Source organism: Pseudomonas sp. SWRI154 (assembly GCF_014268645.1).
Lineage (GTDB): Bacteria > Pseudomonadota > Gammaproteobacteria > Pseudomonadales > Pseudomonadaceae > Aquipseudomonas > Aquipseudomonas marvdashtae.
The window spans coordinates 68,142-86,554 of the sequence record NZ_JABWQW010000002.1; the positions used below are offsets into that span (position 1 = coordinate 68,142).

At 61.3% G+C, this 18,413-nt stretch carries 22 protein-coding genes; 7 read left to right on the top strand and 15 right to left on the bottom strand.

What is annotated here, in order from left to right; all coding sequences use genetic code 11:
* Positions 1-6 precede the first annotated feature (6 nt).
* Positions 7-543, top strand: a complete 537-nt coding sequence (locus tag HU806_RS02275) for a PqiC family protein (protein ID WP_186609699.1) — start codon at positions 7-9, stop codon at positions 541-543.
* Here HU806_RS02275 and HU806_RS02280 read toward each other — a convergent pair whose 3' ends face one another.
* On the bottom strand, positions 544-1,173 hold the full coding sequence (locus HU806_RS02280; RefSeq protein ID WP_186609700.1) for a glutathione S-transferase family protein: 630 nt from the start codon (positions 1,171-1,173) through the stop codon (positions 544-546). It lies immediately after the preceding gene.
* Positions 1,174-1,374: 201 nt separating this feature from the next.
* Between HU806_RS02280 and HU806_RS02285 the strand changes: the two genes are divergently transcribed.
* Positions 1,375-1,692, top strand: a complete 318-nt coding sequence (locus HU806_RS02285; protein ID WP_186609701.1) for a hypothetical protein — start codon at positions 1,375-1,377, stop codon at positions 1,690-1,692.
* A gap of 237 nt (positions 1,693-1,929) precedes the next feature.
* On the opposite strand, the gene HU806_RS02290 is transcribed toward HU806_RS02285, so the two are convergent.
* The 4 genes from HU806_RS02290 to HU806_RS02305 form a co-directional block, all read right to left on the bottom strand.
* Complete coding sequence (locus HU806_RS02290) at positions 1,930-3,024, bottom strand: DUF1615 domain-containing protein (RefSeq protein WP_186609702.1); 1,095 nt, start codon at positions 3,022-3,024, stop codon at positions 1,930-1,932.
* 78 nt (positions 3,025-3,102) lie between these two features.
* Complete coding sequence (hemB, locus tag HU806_RS02295) at positions 3,103-4,077, bottom strand: porphobilinogen synthase (protein ID WP_186609703.1); 975 nt, start codon at positions 4,075-4,077, stop codon at positions 3,103-3,105.
* A gap of 108 nt (positions 4,078-4,185) precedes the next feature.
* Positions 4,186-5,031, bottom strand: a complete 846-nt coding sequence (locus HU806_RS02300; protein ID WP_186609704.1) for a PhzF family protein — start codon at positions 5,029-5,031, stop codon at positions 4,186-4,188.
* A gap of 8 nt (positions 5,032-5,039) precedes the next feature.
* Positions 5,040-5,738: a glutathione binding-like protein gene (locus tag HU806_RS02305; protein ID WP_186609705.1), complete on the bottom strand. Its 699-nt coding sequence runs from the start codon at positions 5,736-5,738 to the stop codon at positions 5,040-5,042.
* A 324-nt stretch (positions 5,739-6,062) separates the two neighbouring features.
* Between HU806_RS02305 and HU806_RS02310 the strand changes: the two genes are divergently transcribed.
* Positions 6,063-6,737 carry a histidine phosphatase family protein gene (locus tag HU806_RS02310; RefSeq protein WP_186609706.1) on the top strand — a complete coding sequence of 225 codons (675 nt, stop codon included), beginning with the start codon at positions 6,063-6,065 and terminating at the stop codon, positions 6,735-6,737.
* Positions 6,738-6,825: 88 nt separating this feature from the next.
* On the opposite strand, the gene mnmH is transcribed toward HU806_RS02310, so the two are convergent.
* Positions 6,826-7,929 (bottom strand): tRNA 2-selenouridine(34) synthase MnmH, encoded by a 1,104-nt coding sequence (mnmH, locus tag HU806_RS02315; RefSeq protein ID WP_186609707.1) that lies wholly within the window; start codon positions 7,927-7,929, stop codon positions 6,826-6,828.
* Complete coding sequence (selD, locus tag HU806_RS02320) at positions 7,929-8,963, bottom strand: selenide, water dikinase SelD (protein WP_186609708.1); 1,035 nt, start codon at positions 8,961-8,963, stop codon at positions 7,929-7,931. The genes mnmH and selD overlap by 1 nt, the downstream gene beginning before the upstream one ends.
* Positions 8,964-9,119: 156 nt before the next feature.
* On the opposite strand from selD, the gene HU806_RS02325 reads away from it, so the two are divergent.
* Entirely contained in the window at positions 9,120-9,389 is a 270-nt protein-coding gene (locus HU806_RS02325; protein ID WP_186609709.1) for a hypothetical protein, read from the top strand.
* 5 nt (positions 9,390-9,394) lie between these two features.
* Here HU806_RS02325 and HU806_RS02330 read toward each other — a convergent pair whose 3' ends face one another.
* Entirely contained in the window at positions 9,395-9,847 is a 453-nt protein-coding gene (locus HU806_RS02330) for a DMT family transporter (RefSeq protein ID WP_186609710.1), read from the bottom strand.
* Position 9,848: 1 nt separating this feature from the next.
* Positions 9,849-10,313, bottom strand: a complete 465-nt coding sequence (locus HU806_RS02335; RefSeq protein WP_186609711.1) for a DMT family transporter — start codon at positions 10,311-10,313, stop codon at positions 9,849-9,851.
* A gap of 145 nt (positions 10,314-10,458) precedes the next feature.
* Here HU806_RS02335 and HU806_RS02340 point away from each other — a divergent pair, with 145 nt between their 5' ends.
* Positions 10,459-11,394 carry a LysR family transcriptional regulator gene (locus HU806_RS02340; protein WP_186609712.1) on the top strand — a complete coding sequence of 312 codons (936 nt, stop codon included), beginning with the start codon at positions 10,459-10,461 and terminating at the stop codon, positions 11,392-11,394.
* 116 nt (positions 11,395-11,510) lie between these two features.
* The gene (locus tag HU806_RS02345) at positions 11,511-12,098 is read left to right on the top strand and encodes a DcrB/PsbP domain-containing protein (protein ID WP_186609713.1); all 588 of its coding nucleotides are present in this window, start codon (positions 11,511-11,513) and stop codon (positions 12,096-12,098) included.
* A 12-nt stretch (positions 12,099-12,110) separates the two neighbouring features.
* Here the strand turns inward: HU806_RS02345 and HU806_RS02350 are convergent, their stop codons facing one another.
* The 4 genes from HU806_RS02350 to HU806_RS02365 all read right to left on the bottom strand — a co-directional run bounded on the left by HU806_RS02350 (position 12,111) and on the right by HU806_RS02365 (position 15,576).
* Positions 12,111-12,827, bottom strand: coding sequence for an alpha/beta hydrolase (locus HU806_RS02350; protein WP_186609714.1), 717 nt, complete (start codon positions 12,825-12,827; stop codon positions 12,111-12,113).
* 65 nt (positions 12,828-12,892) lie between these two features.
* Positions 12,893-14,005: a M14 family metallopeptidase gene (locus tag HU806_RS02355; RefSeq protein WP_186609715.1), complete on the bottom strand. Its 1,113-nt coding sequence runs from the start codon at positions 14,003-14,005 to the stop codon at positions 12,893-12,895.
* Between the two features lie 104 nt (positions 14,006-14,109).
* The gene (gene aotJ / locus HU806_RS02360; protein WP_186609716.1) at positions 14,110-14,889 is read right to left on the bottom strand and encodes an L-arginine-binding protein AotJ; all 780 of its coding nucleotides are present in this window, start codon (positions 14,887-14,889) and stop codon (positions 14,110-14,112) included.
* A gap of 252 nt (positions 14,890-15,141) precedes the next feature.
* Entirely contained in the window at positions 15,142-15,576 is a 435-nt protein-coding gene (locus tag HU806_RS02365) for a rhodanese-like domain-containing protein (RefSeq protein ID WP_186609717.1), read from the bottom strand.
* Between the two features lie 101 nt (positions 15,577-15,677).
* On the opposite strand from HU806_RS02365, the gene ftrA reads away from it, so the two are divergent.
* Positions 15,678-16,637 (top strand): transcriptional regulator FtrA, encoded by a 960-nt coding sequence (gene ftrA, locus HU806_RS02370; protein ID WP_186609718.1) that lies wholly within the window; start codon positions 15,678-15,680, stop codon positions 16,635-16,637.
* 81 nt (positions 16,638-16,718) lie between these two features.
* Here the strand turns inward: ftrA and cobF are convergent, their stop codons facing one another.
* Positions 16,719-17,474 carry a precorrin-6A synthase (deacetylating) gene (cobF, locus tag HU806_RS02375; protein WP_186609719.1) on the bottom strand — a complete coding sequence of 252 codons (756 nt, stop codon included), beginning with the start codon at positions 17,472-17,474 and terminating at the stop codon, positions 16,719-16,721.
* On the bottom strand, positions 17,471-18,049 hold the full coding sequence (locus HU806_RS02380; protein WP_186609720.1) for a histidine phosphatase family protein: 579 nt from the start codon (positions 18,047-18,049) through the stop codon (positions 17,471-17,473). The genes cobF and HU806_RS02380 overlap by 4 nt, the downstream gene beginning before the upstream one ends.
* Positions 18,050-18,413 lie beyond the last annotated feature (364 nt).

Genomic DNA, 18,413 nt, shown 5'->3' on the forward strand with positions numbered 1-18,413 from the left:
CGCTTGATGCCGCTGACGCTGAAATGCTCGTTGATTGCCTTGGCGTTGCTGCTCGGTGCCTGCCGCAGCGACCCTATTCACTATCACACCCTGAGCCCGGTCCAACCGGGTGGCCTGGCCCACGCCAGCGAGGACATCCAGATCGAGCACGTCAGCGTTCCTCCTCAGGTGGATCGCACCCAAATGGTCATCCGCCAAGGCGACAGCGGGTTGGCCATCCTCGAAACCGAATGGTGGGGTTCCAGCCTGGCAGATGAGCTTCGCAGCAGCCTTGACGAACAACTGAGCAACCCCGGGGCGCCGAAGCGGCTGTTGCGGGTAGACGTACAACGCTTCGACTCGATCCCCGGGCGCTATGCCCGCATGGACGTGCAATGGCGTTTGCGCAACCTTGACGACGACGTCCGTACCCTCACCTGCCGCAGCAGCCTGCAGACACCGGCGACGGGCAGTATTGACGACTTGGTGAAGGGCCACCAGAACAACGTCCGGCAATTCGTCGCCCTTGTCAGGCAAGCCGCTTCTGGTAACGCATGCCCTTGATCACTGCGGCCAATGCAATGACAGCACTGGTGCGATCCGCGGATGGTGGTCGATGCGCTCCAGCAAGCCATAGAACTCAGGACGAGCGCTGAGCATCGCTTCGCGCGTGTCGACCCACTTGGTGATCACCGCCGCCAGGATATCCAGCGCCCCGGGCTCGGCCCCACAAAGGAAAGGGGTCGCCGGGAACTGGTCGGCAAACAGCGCCCAATTGCGATACAAGCGTTGTTTCGTGCCCGCCACCAGCCGCTCTTGGGTAGCCTCGTCGCCGTCAGGCAACCAGCGTTGCGGAAAATCGATGATGCCGATGGGCGTGTAGCAATTGGCGGCGATATACACCAGGCCACGGATGACTTGCGCGCGACGGACCGGGTCTTCCGGGAGCAGTTTCGATTCTGGAAAGGACAAGCCCAGGTGAATCAGAATCGCTGCCGCCTCGGTCAGCACCGAGCCGTCCGCCAGTTGCAGGGTCGGGACCTGCTTCTGGGGATTTAATGCCTCGAGCTCTTTTGCCGCCTCGTCGTCCTCGGTCGAATAGGTGTCCACCCGGCGGTAAGGCACGCCACACAAAGCCAGGGCAATCTCCACGGCCGAGGAACCGGACTGGCTGTGGCCGAATAACTGATACATGTCGTTTGCCTCCTGCGAAGGGGTTCTGCCGGTAGAGCCCCGCTTGCCTATCCGTGTTCCATCAACCTGACCGACAACCAACCAACCAACCAGCTATCAGCGCCGTCGATGTTCACCATCACGTCAATGAAGTTCTCACGATCAGTGCCCGGCGCAACAATGAGCCCACACCCAATAACTGCAACCCCGGAGCACACCACCATGAAACGCCAAATCATTCTCAGCGTCGCTTTCTCGGTTCTGGCAGCCAACGTATTCGCCGCCTCCTCCCACCCGATCGTTGCCGAAGGTGGCTCCGACCGCCTGATCGAAAATCGTGTTGCCGAAGGCGGTGCCGATCGCCTGCTGGAACGCCGCATCGCTGAAGGTGGCTCCGACCGCCTGATCGAAAACCGTGTTGCCGAAGGTGGCTCCGATCGTCTGCTGGAACGCCGCGTCGCTGAAGGTGGCTCCGATCGCCTGATCGAAAACCGTGTTGCCGAAGGTGGCTCCGACCGTCTGGCTCAGAACCACGCATGAGTCGCCAGGAAATCTCAGATGTTGTTCTCAACACAATCCGTGGCGAGGGAGCTTGCTCCCGCTGGGCCGCGAAGCGGCCCTAAAACCTGCCCAATGCGGAACATCAGACACCCCGCATCCGCCGGTTTACGACTGCTTCGCAGCCGAGCGGGAGCAAGCTCCCTCGCCACGGGTCGTCATTCTTCTTAGATGAACCGCATTGGGCCTTATCCGCCGGGCTTTTTCGTACGCATCCTGTTAGCGACCCGCAGACCGCGCCATGCACCGCTGGTAACGTTCGTCCACTCGTTTGGCAAACCAGGCGGTGGTCAGCTTGCGCGTAATCTTCGGGCTCTTGAGCACAATGCCCGGCAATATCGCCCTGGGCAGCGGCTTGCCCTCAGCCTTTTCCGCCAATTCGAACACCCCCTTGTAGAGTTTGCTGTCCTCGAACGCCAGGCTGTCACCCAACTCCAATTGATTACGAATGGTCGGGTTGCGCATCCCCAACGACTTGCCCAACGTGCGCACCGCCAGCTCCGTACTGCCGGGCATGATCGAATCGGGGAGGATCAAATCACCGTCCAAGGCCAAGGAAATGCCCGAAGCGCGACTCACGGCGTGCTGGAAAGCCGCGTTGCGGCTGGCGTACCACCCGGCGTTGAAATCAGCGAAGCGGTACAACGGCTCGGTGTAGCTGACGGGATACCCCAATAAATGCGCGATACCGAAATACATCCCGCCGCGACGACTGAACACTTCGCGACGAATCGAGCCATCCACCGTATAGGGATAATCGCGCGCGTTGGCCTGGGCGAACGCAATGCTGACTTGCATCGGCCCGCCCGTGTGAACCGGATTGAAGCCGTCGAACAGCGTCTTGCCCAGCGGCACCATGCTGATGAAGTCGTCAAAAATCGCGCTGAGTTCTTTCTCGCTTCGCGCCGCATTGAGTCGATCGCTGTAGCTTTTTCCATTAGGCGAGCGCACCTGGAGCGCGCCGCTGACCAGCAGGCCAGGAATGTGTACTTTCGCCGCGCGACGGTCGATTTCCTGACGGGCAATCTTGCCCAGTCCCGGCACTGCCGGGTCGGCCTGGAAGGTTGATTCCTGTTCGGTCACGGCAAGCACCGAACAGATATTTTGCGTCGTGGCCGGGATCTGCTGTGCCGAAAACGCCACATAGATGTCCGTGGCCCAGCCTTCCCGATCAACGGTCTTGGCCGGCAATAGCCGAACGATCTGCGCCTTGACTTCGGCTGGCTGGCGCTCAGGCTCCTGGACCTGCCGGCTGCCGCAGCCAGCCAGTACCAGCAGTGCGGTGAGACTGATCATCAATCGAGTGAATTGCATGGTGCTCCGTCAGATCCAGTGTTCGGGAGCAACCATACGATCAAAAGCCAGCAGAAATCCAATGGGACGCGGTGTCGGTCAGATCCCGCTCAACGCCAGGTCCATCGCAAAATAGGTAAAAATCAGGTCTGCTCCGGCACGCTTGATCGCGCCAAGGCTTTCCCGTACCACGCGGGCCTCGTCGATGGCGCCAGCCTGGGCGGCGAACTTGATCATCGCGTATTCGCCGCTGACCTGGTAAGCAGACAACGGCAGGTTCGAAGCCTGGCGAATGTCGCGGATGATATCGAGGTAGGCACCGGCCGGCTTGACCATCAGTGCGTCGGCGCCCTCTTGCTCATCAAGCAATGACTCGCGCAGCGCCTCGCGACGGTTCATCGGGTTCATCTGATAACTTTTGCGGTCGCCTTTCAAGGCGCTGCCGCCTGCTTCGCGAAACGGGCCGTACAATGCCGAGGCGAATTTGGTCGAGTAGGCCATGATTGCCGTCTGGCTGAAACCCGCGTCATCCAAAGCCTTGCGGATGGCCTGGACTTGCCCGTCCATGGCCGCCGACGGCGCAATGACATCGGCACCCGCGCGTGCAGCCGCCACGGCTTGCTTGCCGAGGTTGACCAGGGTCCGATCGTTATCCACTTCGTGGCCGTGCAGGACGCCGCAGTGACCATGATCAGTGTATTCACAGAAGCAGGTATCGGACATCACGACCATTTCCGGCACGGCATCCTTGCAGATTCCGGCCATGCGCGAGACCAGGCCACGCTCGCTCCACGTGTCGCTACCGTCGCTGTCCAAGTGATGGGAAACGCCAAACGTCATCACCGACTTGATGCCAGCGCGGGCGTACCGCTCAATCTCACCGGCCAGCTTGGATTCAGGAATGCGCACCACGCCCGGCATGCTCTTGATCGGCACGAAGTCACTGATTTCTTCTTCGACAAATATAGGCAGCACCAGGTCGTTCAAGGTGAACTCGGTTTCCTGGAACAAGCTGCGCAAGCTGGCGTTGCGGCGCAGACGGCGTGGACGCGCTTCGGGGAACTGGCTGGACATGGGACTCCTGGGTAGACGATTGTTCGCGAGGCAAAGCTTATGCCCTGACCCGGCAGGGCACAAACGCCGACAACAGAACAGAGTATTACCCGCGCCGCAATAATCCGCTTACAACGTCAGCGAGCCATTGATGCACGTCACCACCGCGCCACCAATCCAGACTTCATCGCCAATCTGCTCGACATTAATCCGCCCGGCCCGGCCCATGGTCAGCCCCTGGCTGACCACATAGGAGGACGGCGCCAAACCCTCGCCCAGCATCCATTGGGCGAGCCCGGCGTTCAGGCTGCCCGTCGCTGGATCCTCCGGCATTCCGTCACCGGCAATGAAACCGCGCACTTCGAACTGCGCGGCATGGCCATCCACGGCAGGGTTCCAAGGCGCGATCACCCCCACGGCCAAATCCAGCAATTGATGATAATCGGGTTTCAATGCCAAGACTTGCTGGCGGTCCTTGAGCATCAAGGCCAGCCAGCCGGCGCCGTTATCGACCCATTGCGCGGCGACAATCGCCTCGGCCGCCAGGCCAAGCCCGTTGCGCACCCGTTCCGCCAATCCGGCTTCCAGCGGGCCGGACTTGACCAAGGGCGGCGCCAGGAACGCCAGCCCGTAATCGCTGCGGCGGATTCTCACCAGCCCAACGCCACACTCCTGCACGATCTCCTGCCCTTTCGGAACCCCTCCGGCCTCCAGCCATGCATGGCAGCTGCCAAGGGTCGGATGTCCAGCGAATGGCAACTCGGTCGCGGTAGTGAATATACGCACCCGGTAATCGGCTTCCGGGTGCCGGGGCGCCAGCAGGAACGTGGTCTCGCTGAGGTTTGTCCAGTTGGCGAAGGCGCTCATGCGCTCATCGGTGAGGCCGTCGGCCCCCAGTACCACCGCCAGCGGATTGCCCTTGAGCGGCGTCTCGCTGAAGACGTCCAACTGCTTGAAATCGAATCGGCGGGTCATCGGCGGCATCACTCCGGAATCTTCAAGCCGCGCGCCACCGCCGGGCGCGCCAGGAACCGCTGCAACACCCGAGTCACGTTGGGGAAATCGTGGATGCCCACCAGATCACCGGCCTCGTAAAAGCCGATCAGGTTGCGCACCCATGGGAATGTCGCGATATCGGCGATGGTGTAACGCTCGCCCATGATCCAATCCCGCCCTTGCAGGCGCCCGTCGAGCACCTTGAGCAGGCGCTTGCTTTCCTCGACGTAACGATCACGGGGACGCTTATCTTCGTAGTCCTTGCCGGCGAATTTGTTGAAGAAACCCAACTGGCCGAACATCGGACCGATACCGCCCATCTGAAACATCAGCCACTGAATCGTCTCGTAGCGCGCCGCCGACTCCTGGGCCAGCAGTTGGCCGCTCTTGTCAGCGAGGTAAACCAGGATCGCTCCTGACTCGAACAACGCCAGCGGCTGATCCCCTGGCCCATGTGGGTCGAGGATGGCCGGGATCTTGTTGTTGGGGTTCAACGACAGGAATTCGGGGGACAGCTGGTCGTTGCTGGCAAAGTCGACCTTGTGCGGCTCGTAGGGCAGGCCGGTCTCTTCCAGCATGATCGAGACCTTCACCCCGTTGGGGGTCGGCAGCGAGTAGAGCTGGATCCACTCCGGGTACTGGGCGGGCCATTTTTGGGTGATGGGAAACGGGGTCAGGTCGGGCATGAGGTGGATTCCAAGTGTCAGCCAGAAAACTGGAGCATAAATCAGCTGGTGGGGTTTTGGTGCCTCAATCATGGTCCCCTGAAAGGGACCGGACTGCCTGTTCTTAAAACCGCAACATCCTGTCGCTAACATTCGCCCCACCTGCCGGAAGGACGCCGCTACAGTGCATGGCGCCGGCCAGGGTCGAACCAAAGGGCAGAAAGGGACTCAGAGAAATGCCCCGAGGAATCGAAGCGGCGTAACGACATGGAAAACACCCGAGCCACAAGCTTCGCGGTGCCGAGGTTTGTCAGCCTGAATCGAGAAGACCGAAGACACTATTCCATGATGACCCCACAGAGATTCACCGGTTACCTCAAACGCCGTTCGTGGCTGATGCTGCCGACGTTGCTTGTGGCCTGTGGCCTGGTGCTGTCGCTGGAGTCCAGCGTGAGCCGCGCCCAGCCCGCAGACGGCATCCAGACCCTGGTGTTCCTGCGTCATGCCGAAAAACCCGCCGGCGGGCTCGGCCAGCTCAATTGCCAGGGGCTGAACCGGGCCATCGACCTGGCGACCCTGCTGCCGGAAAAATTCGGCAAGGCCGACTATGTGTTCGCGGCCAACCCGACTCGAAACGTCGAAGAGGGTGAGCTGGATAATTCCTACAGCTATATTCGCCCGCTGATGACCATCAGCCCCAGCGCCATCAAGCTCGGGTTGCCGGTGAACATCGAATATTCGGCCAACGACACCAGCGACCTGGCTGACGAGCTGCTGCATGACAAGTACCACAACTCCACCATCTATACCGCCTGGTCCCACGGCTACCTGCCGGAACTGATCAATAAGGTCGCGGGTGAAGCGATGGGCAAGCGCCAGACAATCACCGATGACTGGGCATCGAGTGATTTCGATTCGCTGTATGTGCTGACCCTGACCTGGCACAACGGCAAGGCCAGCCTCACCAGCCAAAGCTACAAGCAAGGGCTGGACAACGGGCGAGAGACTTGCCCGACCTGACCTGATGGCCGCTTCCAGGGGCAAAGCACCCGTGGGAACGAGCCCGCCAGCGCCTGCTTCGGCTCGGCGGGGATGATGAGCGTCGAGTTCACCCTTGCCGAGCAGCGCGCTCGTGCAAATACGCCAGTACCGCCGCGTGCTCTCCGGCAAATTCGATTCGCCCGCCCTTCTTCTCCCGCTGGAACACATACATCGGGTCGTAATACTCACGCAGCAGGCCTTCGATCCAGCCGCGATGCAAGTCGACGGCGCCGGTACTGGCCTGCTCGGCCAGGGCTGCTTCCATGATGTCCATCAATCGCCGGTGACGATCGCCACCCAGGCGCGTGTGAATATTGTCCAGGCTCGCGAGCAGCCGTTCGGCAAACAGCGAGAACCCTTCATCGCCATGCACATCGATAAATTCGGCGCACAGGTTGACCACGTAGTCGCGCAGGATCCGCTCGACCCGCCGCTCCAGGCTGTCTTCAAGCCAAACCATCGGCACTTGCTGCATGCGCTGGTACAAAGGTAATGGGACGGCACAACTACCCACCATGCGGCTTTCATCTTCCAATACGAATTGTTCGATGCCGGCGGCACGCTTTTTCAGCACATCCACCGCCAACAGGTTCTCGAAATCGATGTTGGATGGCTGTCCGGTGGCGCGCTTGCCGAAACTTGAACCGCGATGATTGGCATAGCCTTCCAGGTCAAGGGCATTGTCCAGTCGGGCCAGCACTTCGGTCTTGCCGGTGCCGGTCATGCCGCCCAGCAGGACCAGGTCGCACTGGGCAGCGGCCTGCTCGACAGTTTCAAGCAGGAATGTGCGCATGGCCTTGTAGCCGCCGCCGACCCTGGGATAGTCGATGCCCGCCTCGTCCTTGAGCCATTGCTGGACGATTTGCGAACGCAAGCCTCCACGGAAGCAATACAACACTCCATCGGGATGGGACCGGGCGAAATCTGCCCAGGCCTGGATGCGCTGGGCCTTGGTTTCACCGGATACCAATTGGTGGCCCAAGACAATAGCGGCCTGTTGGCCCTGCTGTTTGTAACAGGTGCCGACGCGTTGCCGCTCGATGTCGGTCATCAAGGGCAGATTGATCACGCCGGGGAACGCGCCCTTGTGAAATTCGATGGGCGCGCGGGTGTCCATCATCGGACGATCGTTGAGAAAGATGTCGCGGTAATCGGTAATGTCGTTGGGCATCAAGACACCTCGACCGCGTAGCTCTGTCGCTCGACCAGCTCACCGATCGGCGCCAGCGCAAGGCCCAGTTCGGCGGCAACCGCGAGGAACTGTTCGTTGCCCTCGGGAGTGACGGCGACCAGCAGGCCGCCACTGGTCTGCGGGTCGCACAGCACGCGCTTGTGCAGTTCCTGGACACGTCCGACCTTGCTGGCGTAGCTGTCGTAGTTGCGCAGCGTGCCGCCCGGCACGCAGCCCTGATCGAGATAATACTCAACGCCCGGCAAGCGCGGCACCGCGTCATAGCGAATGCGGGCGGTGAGCTGGCTGCCGTCAGCCATTTCCACCAAATGCCCGAGCAAGCCGAAACCGGTGACATCGGTCATCGCCGTCACGCCGTCGAGCTTGCCGAAACGGCTGCCGGGTTTGTTGAGGGTGCACATCCAGTCCCGGGCCAGGCCAATGTCGGCAGCGCGCAACTTGCCTTTCTTTTCCGCGGTCGTGAGGATGCCGATGCCCAAGGGTTTGGTCAGGTACAGCAGGCAACCGGCGGTGGCGGTATCGTTGCGTTTCATGTGGCGCTTTTGCACCAGGCCAGTGACCGCCAGGCCGAACATCGGCTCCGGCGCGTCAATCGAATGTCCACCGGCCAAGGGAATGCCCGCCTCGTCACACACCGACCGACCGCCACGAATCACCTCCCTGGCGATTTCCGGGGCCAGGACATTGACCGGCCAACCGAGAATGGCGATGGCCATCAGCGGATCACCGCCCATGGCATAGATGTCGCTGATGGCATTGGTGGCGGCGATGCGACCGAAGTCGAACGGATCGTCGACGATGGGCATGAAGAAGTCGGTCGTCGAGACCACGCCGCGCTCCTCGTCGATGGCATAGACCGCCGCATCGTCACGGGAGGCGTTGCCGACCCATAGCTGCGGGTCAAGGTTCTGCGCACCGCTGCCGGCCAGAATCACCTCCAGGACCTGAGGCGAGATCTTGCAGCCGCAACCGGCACCGTGGCTGTACTGAGTCAGGCGAATCGGCTCGCTCATGGGCATACCTCTCGTAAGTCAAGGTGGGCGATTCTAACAGCAACGCCAACCGTTCACCGCCCGCGTCGCGATCGATCGCCGGCCATCCAACGGAATTTTTCCGCCGCTGGAGGACTCACTTGATTAGAGCCAGACACTCAACTCGGGAGATTGCCGATGCCAACCGCCAGCAACCACCTTGATTACGGTCTCGATACGCTGTTCGGCCGCGAGACCAAAAGCGTCGACTGTCAGTTCGACGTCAAGCGCCTCGATGACGGTGAGCCGCCGTGGTTTGCCCTGCATGTGCGCCCACCGCTGCCGGAGGACCTGGCAAAAGCCCAGATCGTGGTGTTCAGCGCTGAAGGCCGACGCGTCAGCGGCATTGTCCGACGTACCGAGCGCTTGGCCGATGACAGCCTGCAACTGGACGTCGAACCCGACTGAACCGTTCAGGTGCGCCGCGTATTGCTGCGATACATGAACACCAGCGCCAGTGCCAGGCAGGCCATCGCCAAGAGGCGGCTGGCGGACAGCTCGATGGCCGGGTTGCCCAGCCAGCCAAAGTTGTCGATCAGCATGCCCATGCCCAGTTGCCCGGTGATGACTGCCACCGTCGCCACCGCCGTACCGATGCGCGGCACGGCCCCGACCATGACAATCATGTAGACGACGCCGAACAATGCACCGCCCAGTTGCCATTTGGGCACGTCCAGCAGGCTGACCGCATGAGCCGGTTCGAAAAAGACGATCAGCAGACCCGTGACCACGGTGCCCACGACGAAGGTCAGCAGGCTACTGCGCAACACGCCCACCGTCTGGCCCAGGCGCCCATTGACCGCCGCTTGCACACTCAACACCGCACCGGCGGCGACCACCAACAACAATAAAAAGAATGCGCTCATATCAACCTCGGGCAATCAGGACAAGGGCCACGACAATCAACGCCAACGCCAGCCAGCGCTCGCCATTGACCCGCTTTCGGCTCGCGCCGAACCAACCGAAATGGTCAATCAGCACGCTCTTGCCGACTTGGCCGGAGAGAATCGCGATCATGGTCATGGCGACGCCGATATGCGGGGTGGCCAGTGTCAGCACAACTACATAGATCGGCCCCAACAAGCCGCCGATCAGTTGCCAGCGCGCAAGCTCGTTCAGCGCCGGCCCTTGTTGCGGACCGCTGAACAGCAACAGCAGGAACAACAGCGCCGAGCCGACGCCAAAAATGCTCAGCGTTGCCCATAAATGACCGACCTGGGCACCGAGCGGTCCCAACAGCCCGGCCTCTACCGACAAGCCCATGCCTGCGAGGATGACCAGCGGCAGCAATAGCCAGCGCAGGAACGCTGGTGGTCGTGTGGCCGTGGTCATGGACGCGGCCCCGTTGGTGGATGTTGATTGCATTGGATGACCTGCCTGGAAACGAGATGACGGCTATTATCGGCTGGCACCGTTGTGCGATAAATGGGAGCATTGCGACAACACTTTTGCGCAACACGCACAGCGGACATTTCTCATGCACGGCCTCAACGAATTGGGTTTCAAGGCGCTACGATTGTTCGTCGCGGTGCTCGATCACGGCAGTTTTTCGGAAGTGGCGCGGCGCGAAGGACTGACCCCCTCATCGATTTCCCGGCAGATCCAGCTGATGGAACAGGCGCTGAACCAGCAGCTGCTGTATCGCCATACCCGTGCGGTCACGCCCACCGAAGCCGGTCGCCTGCTTGGGCATCATGCGCGACTGGTGCTGGTCCAATTGGAGGAAGCTGAACAGGCCCTGCAAGAACAGCACAGCGAACCCGCGGGCCTGGTGCGGATCAACGCTCCCGTGGTGTTTGGCCAGCGTCACCTGACGCCATGGCTGGGCCAATTGTGCGAACGCTATCGCAAGCTGCAACTGGATATCCAACAGACCGACAGTTACATCGACCCACTGCAGGAAGGTGCCGACCTGCTCTTTCGCATCGGCCCGCTGCATGACTCCGGCATGCAGGCGCGGATTGTCGCGCCGCACCGTTTCCAGATTGCCGCCAGCCCCGCCTACCTGGCCCGCCACGGCACGCCGCGTAAGCCTCAGGACCTCGCCGCTCACCAATGCCTTGCCTATAAAGGCGTGGCCGGTCAACAACGTTGGTTTTTCCGCAAGCCGGGTCAAGCCTGGACGCCCTATAGCGTCAGGGGGCCGATCACTGGCAACCACGCCGACACCTTGACCCAGGCCGCCGAGCAAGGCCTTGGCCTGGTGATGTTTCCGTCGTGGCTGATCGGCGAAGCCGTGCGCAACGGCACGTTGGTGCCGGTCTTGGCGGATTACGAAACGTCCAACAGCCTCGAACCCCAGCAGATCGCCATTCTCTGGCCCGGCAGCCGGCGCCTGTCGGTAAAGGTCCGTACGGTGATCGACTTTTTCCTGGAGTGTTTCGGCGAAGTGCCGTATTGGGATCGTTCTTGAAGATTGCATGCGGCGCCATCGAACTTGACCCGATTGGAATCGGTCTTGCGCTGGAACCCGAGGCAACGCCCATGGGATGATCGGCCCTCAAGCGCGACCATCCGTGGAGAGTTTCAATGTCATCGCTGCGTAAACAAGCCGCCACCCTGTTGCTGACGGCGATCGCCAGCCTGGTCGTATTGCCTGCCCTGGCCGCTCAGCCCAAAGCCGCGGCGCAGGCACCGGCCCAGAAGGTTTCGATGCTCGGCGGCAAATTCAGCTTCACCTTGCCCAAGGGTTTCATCGCCACCCCCCTGTCCGCCGGTGACGCGGCCCAGGGCACCGCCGGAGCGACCGGTACGATGTACAGCAACGCCACCACCCGAACGGTGGTGATCATCGCCGAGAACGCCCTGATCAATGGCACAACGGTGAAGGATAATGACGGTCCGTTCCTCGACACCTCCATGGCCGATTTCGCCGCCCAGAAAAACAAGACGCTGGCCGACGTCAAGATACTGAGCGAAAAAAGCCTGACCCAAAAGACCTCCGGCCTGGGCCTGCGCCAGCTCGACACCCGCGCCATCCAGGGCGGCGGGCCAACCCTCGACACGACCTTGCTGGGCGCCTCCGGTACGCGCATGGCGGTGGTGCAGGTCATTTCCAGGGCCAGCGATAGCGCCGGTCACGAGGCTCTGGTGAAGCAGATCGTCAGCGGAAAGTGACGGGGCTGACGCTCATGGGTTAAGCCGCTCCAACCAGGCCCGCAGATCCTTCACTTCCAGCGCGCTGATGTTGTGGCCGAGGCCCGGATAGGCGTGAAATTCAGGTTCAAGAGCCAGGGTCTTGAGAAACGTGTCGGCGTCGGTGCCGTCATGATAGGGAATGATCGGGTCCGCCGTGCCGTGGCCGATGAACACCGCCAGCACCCGCCGCGATTCGTCTGGCGTCAATTCAGCCCGCAGCGCCGGCAGGACGCGCCCACCCATCGCGGCGATGCCGCCGACGGCTTCGGGGTGTCGCAGCGCCACTTCATAACTCATCATCGCGCCCTGGCTGAAACCCACCAGGTACACATTGCTCGCATCGGTCGGGTACTTGGCCCGGGCCTTTTCGATGAAATCCAACAGCATCTGGCCGCTGGCCTTCAGGTCTGACGTGTCACCGTCATAGGCGCCCTCGCCTTTCTTGGCAAACCACTGGTAGCGCCCCGGTCCCATGGACTTGGGTGCCCTTACCGAGAGGTAGTTGTAGTGCTTGGGCAACTCGTCCGCGAGCGACAGCAGGTCTTCTTCGTTGCTGCCCGAACCGTGCAGGAAAATCACCAGCGGCCGGTTCCTGGCCTGCTCATCGGCGCGAGCCAGGTAATTGAGCGGCAAGTCCGTGTGCAGCGCAGGTTGGGCCTGCACGCCGGCGGATACCAGCAGCATGAACAGGGCGAACGCTTTGAGCATCTGTCTTCCTCCATCGAGTGATAACCGCACGCAAACGACCCGTGCGGTGAGGTAGACAGCACTTCTCAGTCGTTGATCAATTTGCCCGCGCGAATCGGCTCGCGCCCGGCGATTTTTGCCTGCCAGATGCCCGGCTGGGTGTAGCGTCCGCGATCCAGGGCAAACAGTACCCCGCTGGTCCCGGCTCGAACAACGGTTACCTGGTCATTCAACGGGTCGACCACTTCAAACAGCGGATCGCCGCGTTCAACCCACTCCCCCGCCTCGCGCAGGAAACTCACCACGCCATGATGCGGCGCGAACAGGTACTGGGTGCCCTCGAACGGGAAACCTTCACAGCATTGCGCTGGCGCAGCCGGCCAGTCGCCGCCGATAAAGCCCTGTTCAGCCAGGAATTCAAGGATGGCTTCGCAATTGGCCTGGGCCTGGTCGACCCGGGTGTCGCTCATGCTGCCCAGTTCCAACGTCGTCGCCAGGTTGGCCGCCGGGATGGCCGCATTCGGGAAAGTCCTCGCCAGGCGCAACCAGGGCGTGGAACAGGACTCGTCGAACGAGCTGCCACCGGAATCTTCGCATAACAACGCCACCCTGGCCTTCAGCCGCGCAGCCAGTGAGCGCCATTGCGGCCATTGTTGCGGCAAGGCATAGAGATGGATCGCGGCCTCGAAATCACAATGAAGGTCCAGCGTGACGTCGGCGTCGCAGGCATGGCGAAGCAACAGCCGATGCAGCCCTTCGAGTTGCGAAGGCGCCGCGGGCAAGTCATCGAGGACCTCGACCATCGTCTGGCGGATCAAGGTGATATTGGCAGCGGGATCATCCCCCAGCCGGTTCCCGATGCGCTCCGCCACCGGGGCGCTGAGTTCTGCGAAGGAACGGTTGAAGTTCTTGCCGCTGCCCAGTTCGAAGCGCCCCATGTGGGCACTCTGCAGGTGCTGGTCAAGGCCGATGGGATTGGCCACCGGCACCAGCTCGATGACGCCCTTGAGCAGCCCTTGGGTTTCAAGGTCGTTGAGTCGCTGTTTCAACTCCCAGGCCGTGCGCATGCCCGGCAATTCATCGGCGTGCAAACTGGCCTGGATGTATGCCTTGCGCGGACCGTGGCCGTAACGAAACACACTGAGCCGGCGCTCCGTGCCTAAATGGCTCCATGGCAGGATATGGTCGATGCGTTGCATAGTCTCTCCCGGATATCGGTTTTCGACAGGCGCAGGGTAAAACAATCGCCCATGAAAAAGGTGGCCGGCCGGGTCAACGGCGGGCCACCTGGTTGCTTCAGCGATTAATGCCCGTAGACGTCAAAGGCGAAGTATTTGTCCTGCACTTTCTTGTAGGTGCCGTTGGCGCGGATTTCGCTGATGGCGGCGTTGAATTTCTCGGCCAGGGCCTTATCGCCCTTACGCACCGCAATGCCAGCGCCGCCGCCGAAGTATTTGGCATCTTCATAGGTCGGCCCGACGAAGGCAAAGCCCTTGCCGGCGTCGGTTTTCAGGAAACCTTCGTCGAGATTGACCGAGTCGGCCAGCATGGCGTCGAGGCGACCGGCGACCATGTCCAGGTTCGCTTCCTGCTGGGAGCTGTAGCGCACCAGGTTGATCCCCGCCGGCACCAGCACTTCGGTAGCGAAGCGGTCATGGGTACTGGCGCGCAGCACACCGACTTTCTTGCCTTTGAGCTCGGTCAGCGGATCCTTGACGTCGGTGCCTTCCTTCATCACGAAACGCGCCGGGGTATGGTAGTACTTGATAGTGAAGTCGACGTTTTTCTTGCGGTCGTCGGTGATGGTCATCGACGACAGGATGGCGTCGATCTTCTTGACCTTCAACGCTGGAATCAACCCGTCGAACTCTTGCTCGACCCAGGTGCATTTGACTTTCATCTGCTCACACAGCGCCTCGCCGATATCAACATCGAAGCCGGCCAGCTTGCCGTCGGGGGTCTTCATCGAAAAGGGCGGATAGCCTGCCTCGATCCCGAGGCGGATCGGCTTGGCGTCTTCGGCCACGGCCGAAAGGGACAACACGGACAGTGCCAGGGCACCGAACATGACTAGCTTCTTCATTTTTGCTCCTGAGTGCGCAGGTTTTCTTGATGTTATTGGCAGGTTCGGAAACAGCGTTCGGTCAACGAAAAACCGAAGTGGGCGGAGTCTAGAGGGGCGCTCAGGCGGGGAATTATATTGAGGCGACAAATAATTATAAAAATCCTCAGGCTTGGCTGAGGACGATGGGATCTAGGAAAATCCTGTCAGATAAGCGCCTGTGGCGGGGGAGCATGCTCCCTCCCCACAGGATGACCTTGCTTGTAAAAAGTCTCAGCAATCGCAGCTGATGGCCTTCTCCGCCACGCGCTCCACCGAGCCGGTCAGGCGAAAACCCTCATCGAGCCAACCCATGACGCCACCGATCATTTCCTTGACCGGATAGCCCAGGGTCGCCAGGCGCACCGCAGCCTTGTTGGCACCGTTGCAATGCGGCCCGGCGCAATAGACCACGAACAACGTGGCCTTGGAATAAGCGGCTAGCGCCTGGGCGGTGAGCGTACGGGTTGGCAGATTGATCGCCCCTGGCACGTGCCCGCGTTCGTAGGCCAGCGGGCCACGCACATCCACCAGCACAAAATCGGCATCGCCTGCCGCTTGGCTGGCATGCACGTCGGAACAATCGGTTTCGAACATCAAGCGACGACTGAAATGTTGCAGGGCAAGATCGGACGGGGCAGCAGGTACTTCGCGCACGGGACTGGTCATCGGTGTTGTCTCCTGGGACAGAAAGGGCTGTAAGAGACTTTATCCACCCGAAGCGAACCGCTACAGTGGCGCACACGACACTCTGTGGGAATTTTCCGCCAATGCAGCCCACCCCCGGCCTGGTTGCAATCCTCGCTTATGACGGCTTGTGCACCTTCGAATTTGGCGTCGCCGTGGAAATTTTCGGACTGGCACGGCCCGAGTTCGATTTCCCCTGGTATGAGCACCGCATCGTCGCCGTCGATGACGGGCCGTTGCGCGCCATGGGCGGCTTCCAGGTATTGGCCGATGGCGGCATGGAGCTGCTCGACACGGCCCGGACCATTATCGTGCCGGGCTGGCGCAGCCGCAGCGATCCACCGTCCGATGCCCTGCTCCAGGCCCTGCGTCGCGCCCACGCCCGCGGTGCCCGCTTGCTGTCGATCTGCTCCGGCGCTTTCGTCCTGGCGGCCACCGGACTGCTCGATGGCTTGGGTGCCACGACGCACTGGCGCCACACCGACGAACTCGCCGAACACTACCCGGCCATTGCTGTAGACCCCGATGTGCTTTACGTCGATTCGGGCCAGGTCATCACCTCGGCTGGCAGCGCGGCAGGCATCGATGCCTGCCTGCATCTGGTGGCACGTGATTTCGGAACCCAAGTCGCCAACGCCGTGGCGCGTCGACTGGTCATGGCAACGCAGCGCACGGGCGGCCAGGCGCAATTCATTCCCTCGCCGGTCAGCCGAACACCGCGCAGCGACCTGTCCGGGGTCATGCAGTGGGCTCGCGAACGTCTGCATGAACCGCTGGGCGTGCGCGAACTGGCCAGCCATGCGGCCATGAGCGAACGGACCTTCCTGCGCCGCTTCACCGAGGCCTGTGGCCTGTCCCCCAAGGCTTGGCTGCAACATGAACGCCTGGCGCGGGCCCGGGAGTTGTTGGAAAGTACCGAGGACAACACCGACATCATCGCGCAGGTGTGCGGCTACCGTTCGGTGGAAAGCTTCCGCGTGGCGTTTCGCAGTGTGGTGGGGCTGGCGCCATCGGTGTATCGGGAGCGGTTTGGGCGTGGTTGAGCGCATCTATCCATCGGGGTTGCTGCGCAACCCAGCGGGAGCAAGCTCCCTCGCCACGGTTCGATCGAGTCGCCAACGCTATCAACGCTTGCGCAACAAATAAGTATCCATGATCCAGCCATTGACCTGGCGCGCCGCCTTGCGGGTGCGTTCGATGTCATCGGCCACGTCGCCCAGCCGGCCGGCGATGAGTCGCTCATCCGGCGTTCCCACGTAGGCGCCCCAGTAAATATGGGTATCGGGATCGCTCACCTGGCGATACGCATCCTCGGCGTCAAGCATCACCACCACGCTGCCCGCATCGCCCAGTTGCCCCGCCGCCAGCCGGCGGCCCGTGGTGATTTCCAGCGAGCCACCAATGTCATTCAACGGCACCTTGTGTCGTGCTGCGAGGGCCTGGACGCTGGTGATGCCAGGGATCACGTCGTATTCAAAAACACAACGTCCCGAGTCAAGGATCGCCTGCAATATACGCAGGGTACTGTCGTACAGCGCCGGATCGCCCCACACCAGGAAACCGCCGCGCTCTCCGTCAGACAACTCTTCATTGATCAATCTTTCGAAGGTGTCCTGCTTCGCACGATTCAGTTCCTCGACGCTGATCGTATAGTCCAAGTCATTGCGCTGGCGCTCAGGGCTATGGGTTTCGACGAAACGGTAGGGGTGGTCGACGATGTAGCGTCGGCAAATGTCACGCCGCAGGTCCAGCAGCTTGTCCTTGGCGGGTCCCTTGCCCATCAGGAAAAACACATCCACCCGGTTCAAGGCCTTCACCGCCTGCATCGTCAGGTGGTCCGGATCGCCAGCGCCGATGCCGATCACTGATAATTTCTTCATTCCAGCACCTCTCTGGCTGGCCCCTGAGCGCGTAACCGCCAGACGTGATTGAACCGCAGGTCGATGACAGAAAGCGGTTCAATGTCGATCCGGTTGACCATGGCGACAGGACATCCGAGGACATTGATCAAGGCCGCACGGATTACGAACGGATGGGTGACGGCCAGCCAGTGGCCCGGTGTATTTTCCAGGGAGGCCAGCCAGTCGCCGACACGGCGACACAAGCGAGAGACGGATTCACCACCATGCGGCGCGGCATCCGGATCGTCGCGCCAGGCTTGAAGCTGTTGCGGCTCAGTCTGGAGCAATTCATCGACAGACAATCCCCGCCAGCGACCGAAGTCACAATCGGCCAACGCTTGTACCAGCCGCGGCTGGTTGTCCAACAACGCGGCGGTCTGGCGCGTGCGCAGCTCCGGCCCGCACAGCAGACCGCGGACGTTCCGGTATTCACGTCCTATCTCAGCACGCTTCGCCAGCCAGGCCACATCCAACGGCTCATCCAGCCCGAAGCGTGCTTGTTTCTGGGCGGCGGTGCGCGCATGGCACATCAAGGTCAGGCGGGTTGCTTGCACGCTGGATACTCAGGCATTTTGGTAGTTGATGACCGGGAGAGTCCCCTGCTTTCTTGTACAGCACCTTATATGAAATCAATTATTCAAGACAAAAGGCGTCTTCTCCTACACAGGCAGGAGCAATGCCTGACATACCTCGATTACTCGAGCCAGGCCCTTGCCCTACAAGGCTTCTGGATAATTTCAGGGCTTTTTAAACGGATCATAAAAACCTCTGGACATGCGCCCCTTGCTAACCAAATACTATTTTCCAAGTTACGGAAGAACTCAGTATCTATCCCAGGCAAGGAGCATGGTTCCTCTCTTCAGAGACCCGATCATCGATCCGTGCCTGGCCCGTTGGTGCAAACCCGTTTCGCCTTGA

Coding starts and splice junctions, on each gene's coding strand:
- selD (WP_186609708.1), bottom strand. CDS start 8,963: ATGAGCGAGCCGATTCGCCTGACTCAGTACAGCCACGGTGCCGGTTGC.
- HU806_RS02310 (WP_186609706.1), top strand. CDS start 6,063: ATGATGACCCCACAGAGATTCACCGGTTACCTCAAACGCCGTTCGTGG.
- hemB (WP_186609703.1), bottom strand. CDS start 4,077: ATGTCCAGCCAGTTCCCCGAAGCGCGTCCACGCCGTCTGCGCCGCAAC.
- HU806_RS02335 (WP_186609711.1), bottom strand. CDS start 10,313: ATGACCACGGCCACACGACCACCAGCGTTCCTGCGCTGGCTATTGCTG.
- HU806_RS02330 (WP_186609710.1), bottom strand. CDS start 9,847: ATGAGCGCATTCTTTTTATTGTTGTTGGTGGTCGCCGCCGGTGCGGTG.
- HU806_RS02285 (WP_186609701.1), top strand. CDS start 1,375: ATGAAACGCCAAATCATTCTCAGCGTCGCTTTCTCGGTTCTGGCAGCC.
- HU806_RS02325 (WP_186609709.1), top strand. CDS start 9,120: ATGCCAACCGCCAGCAACCACCTTGATTACGGTCTCGATACGCTGTTC.
- HU806_RS02300 (WP_186609704.1), bottom strand. CDS start 5,031: ATGACCCGCCGATTCGATTTCAAGCAGTTGGACGTCTTCAGCGAGACG.
- ftrA (WP_186609718.1), top strand. CDS start 15,678: ATGCAGCCCACCCCCGGCCTGGTTGCAATCCTCGCTTATGACGGCTTG.
- cobF (WP_186609719.1), bottom strand. CDS start 17,474: ATGAAGAAATTATCAGTGATCGGCATCGGCGCTGGCGATCCGGACCAC.
- HU806_RS02305 (WP_186609705.1), bottom strand. CDS start 5,738: ATGCCCGACCTGACCCCGTTTCCCATCACCCAAAAATGGCCCGCCCAG.
- HU806_RS02345 (WP_186609713.1), top strand. CDS start 11,511: ATGTCATCGCTGCGTAAACAAGCCGCCACCCTGTTGCTGACGGCGATC.
- HU806_RS02350 (WP_186609714.1), bottom strand. CDS start 12,827: ATGCTCAAAGCGTTCGCCCTGTTCATGCTGCTGGTATCCGCCGGCGTG.
- HU806_RS02290 (WP_186609702.1), bottom strand. CDS start 3,024: ATGCAATTCACTCGATTGATGATCAGTCTCACCGCACTGCTGGTACTG.
- HU806_RS02340 (WP_186609712.1), top strand. CDS start 10,459: ATGCACGGCCTCAACGAATTGGGTTTCAAGGCGCTACGATTGTTCGTC.
- HU806_RS02355 (WP_186609715.1), bottom strand. CDS start 14,005: ATGCAACGCATCGACCATATCCTGCCATGGAGCCATTTAGGCACGGAG.
- HU806_RS02280 (WP_186609700.1), bottom strand. CDS start 1,173: ATGTATCAGTTATTCGGCCACAGCCAGTCCGGTTCCTCGGCCGTGGAG.
- aotJ (WP_186609716.1), bottom strand. CDS start 14,889: ATGAAGAAGCTAGTCATGTTCGGTGCCCTGGCACTGTCCGTGTTGTCC.
- HU806_RS02365 (WP_186609717.1), bottom strand. CDS start 15,576: ATGACCAGTCCCGTGCGCGAAGTACCTGCTGCCCCGTCCGATCTTGCC.
- HU806_RS02275 (WP_186609699.1), top strand. CDS start 7: ATGCCGCTGACGCTGAAATGCTCGTTGATTGCCTTGGCGTTGCTGCTC.
- mnmH (WP_186609707.1), bottom strand. CDS start 7,929: ATGCCCAACGACATTACCGATTACCGCGACATCTTTCTCAACGATCGT.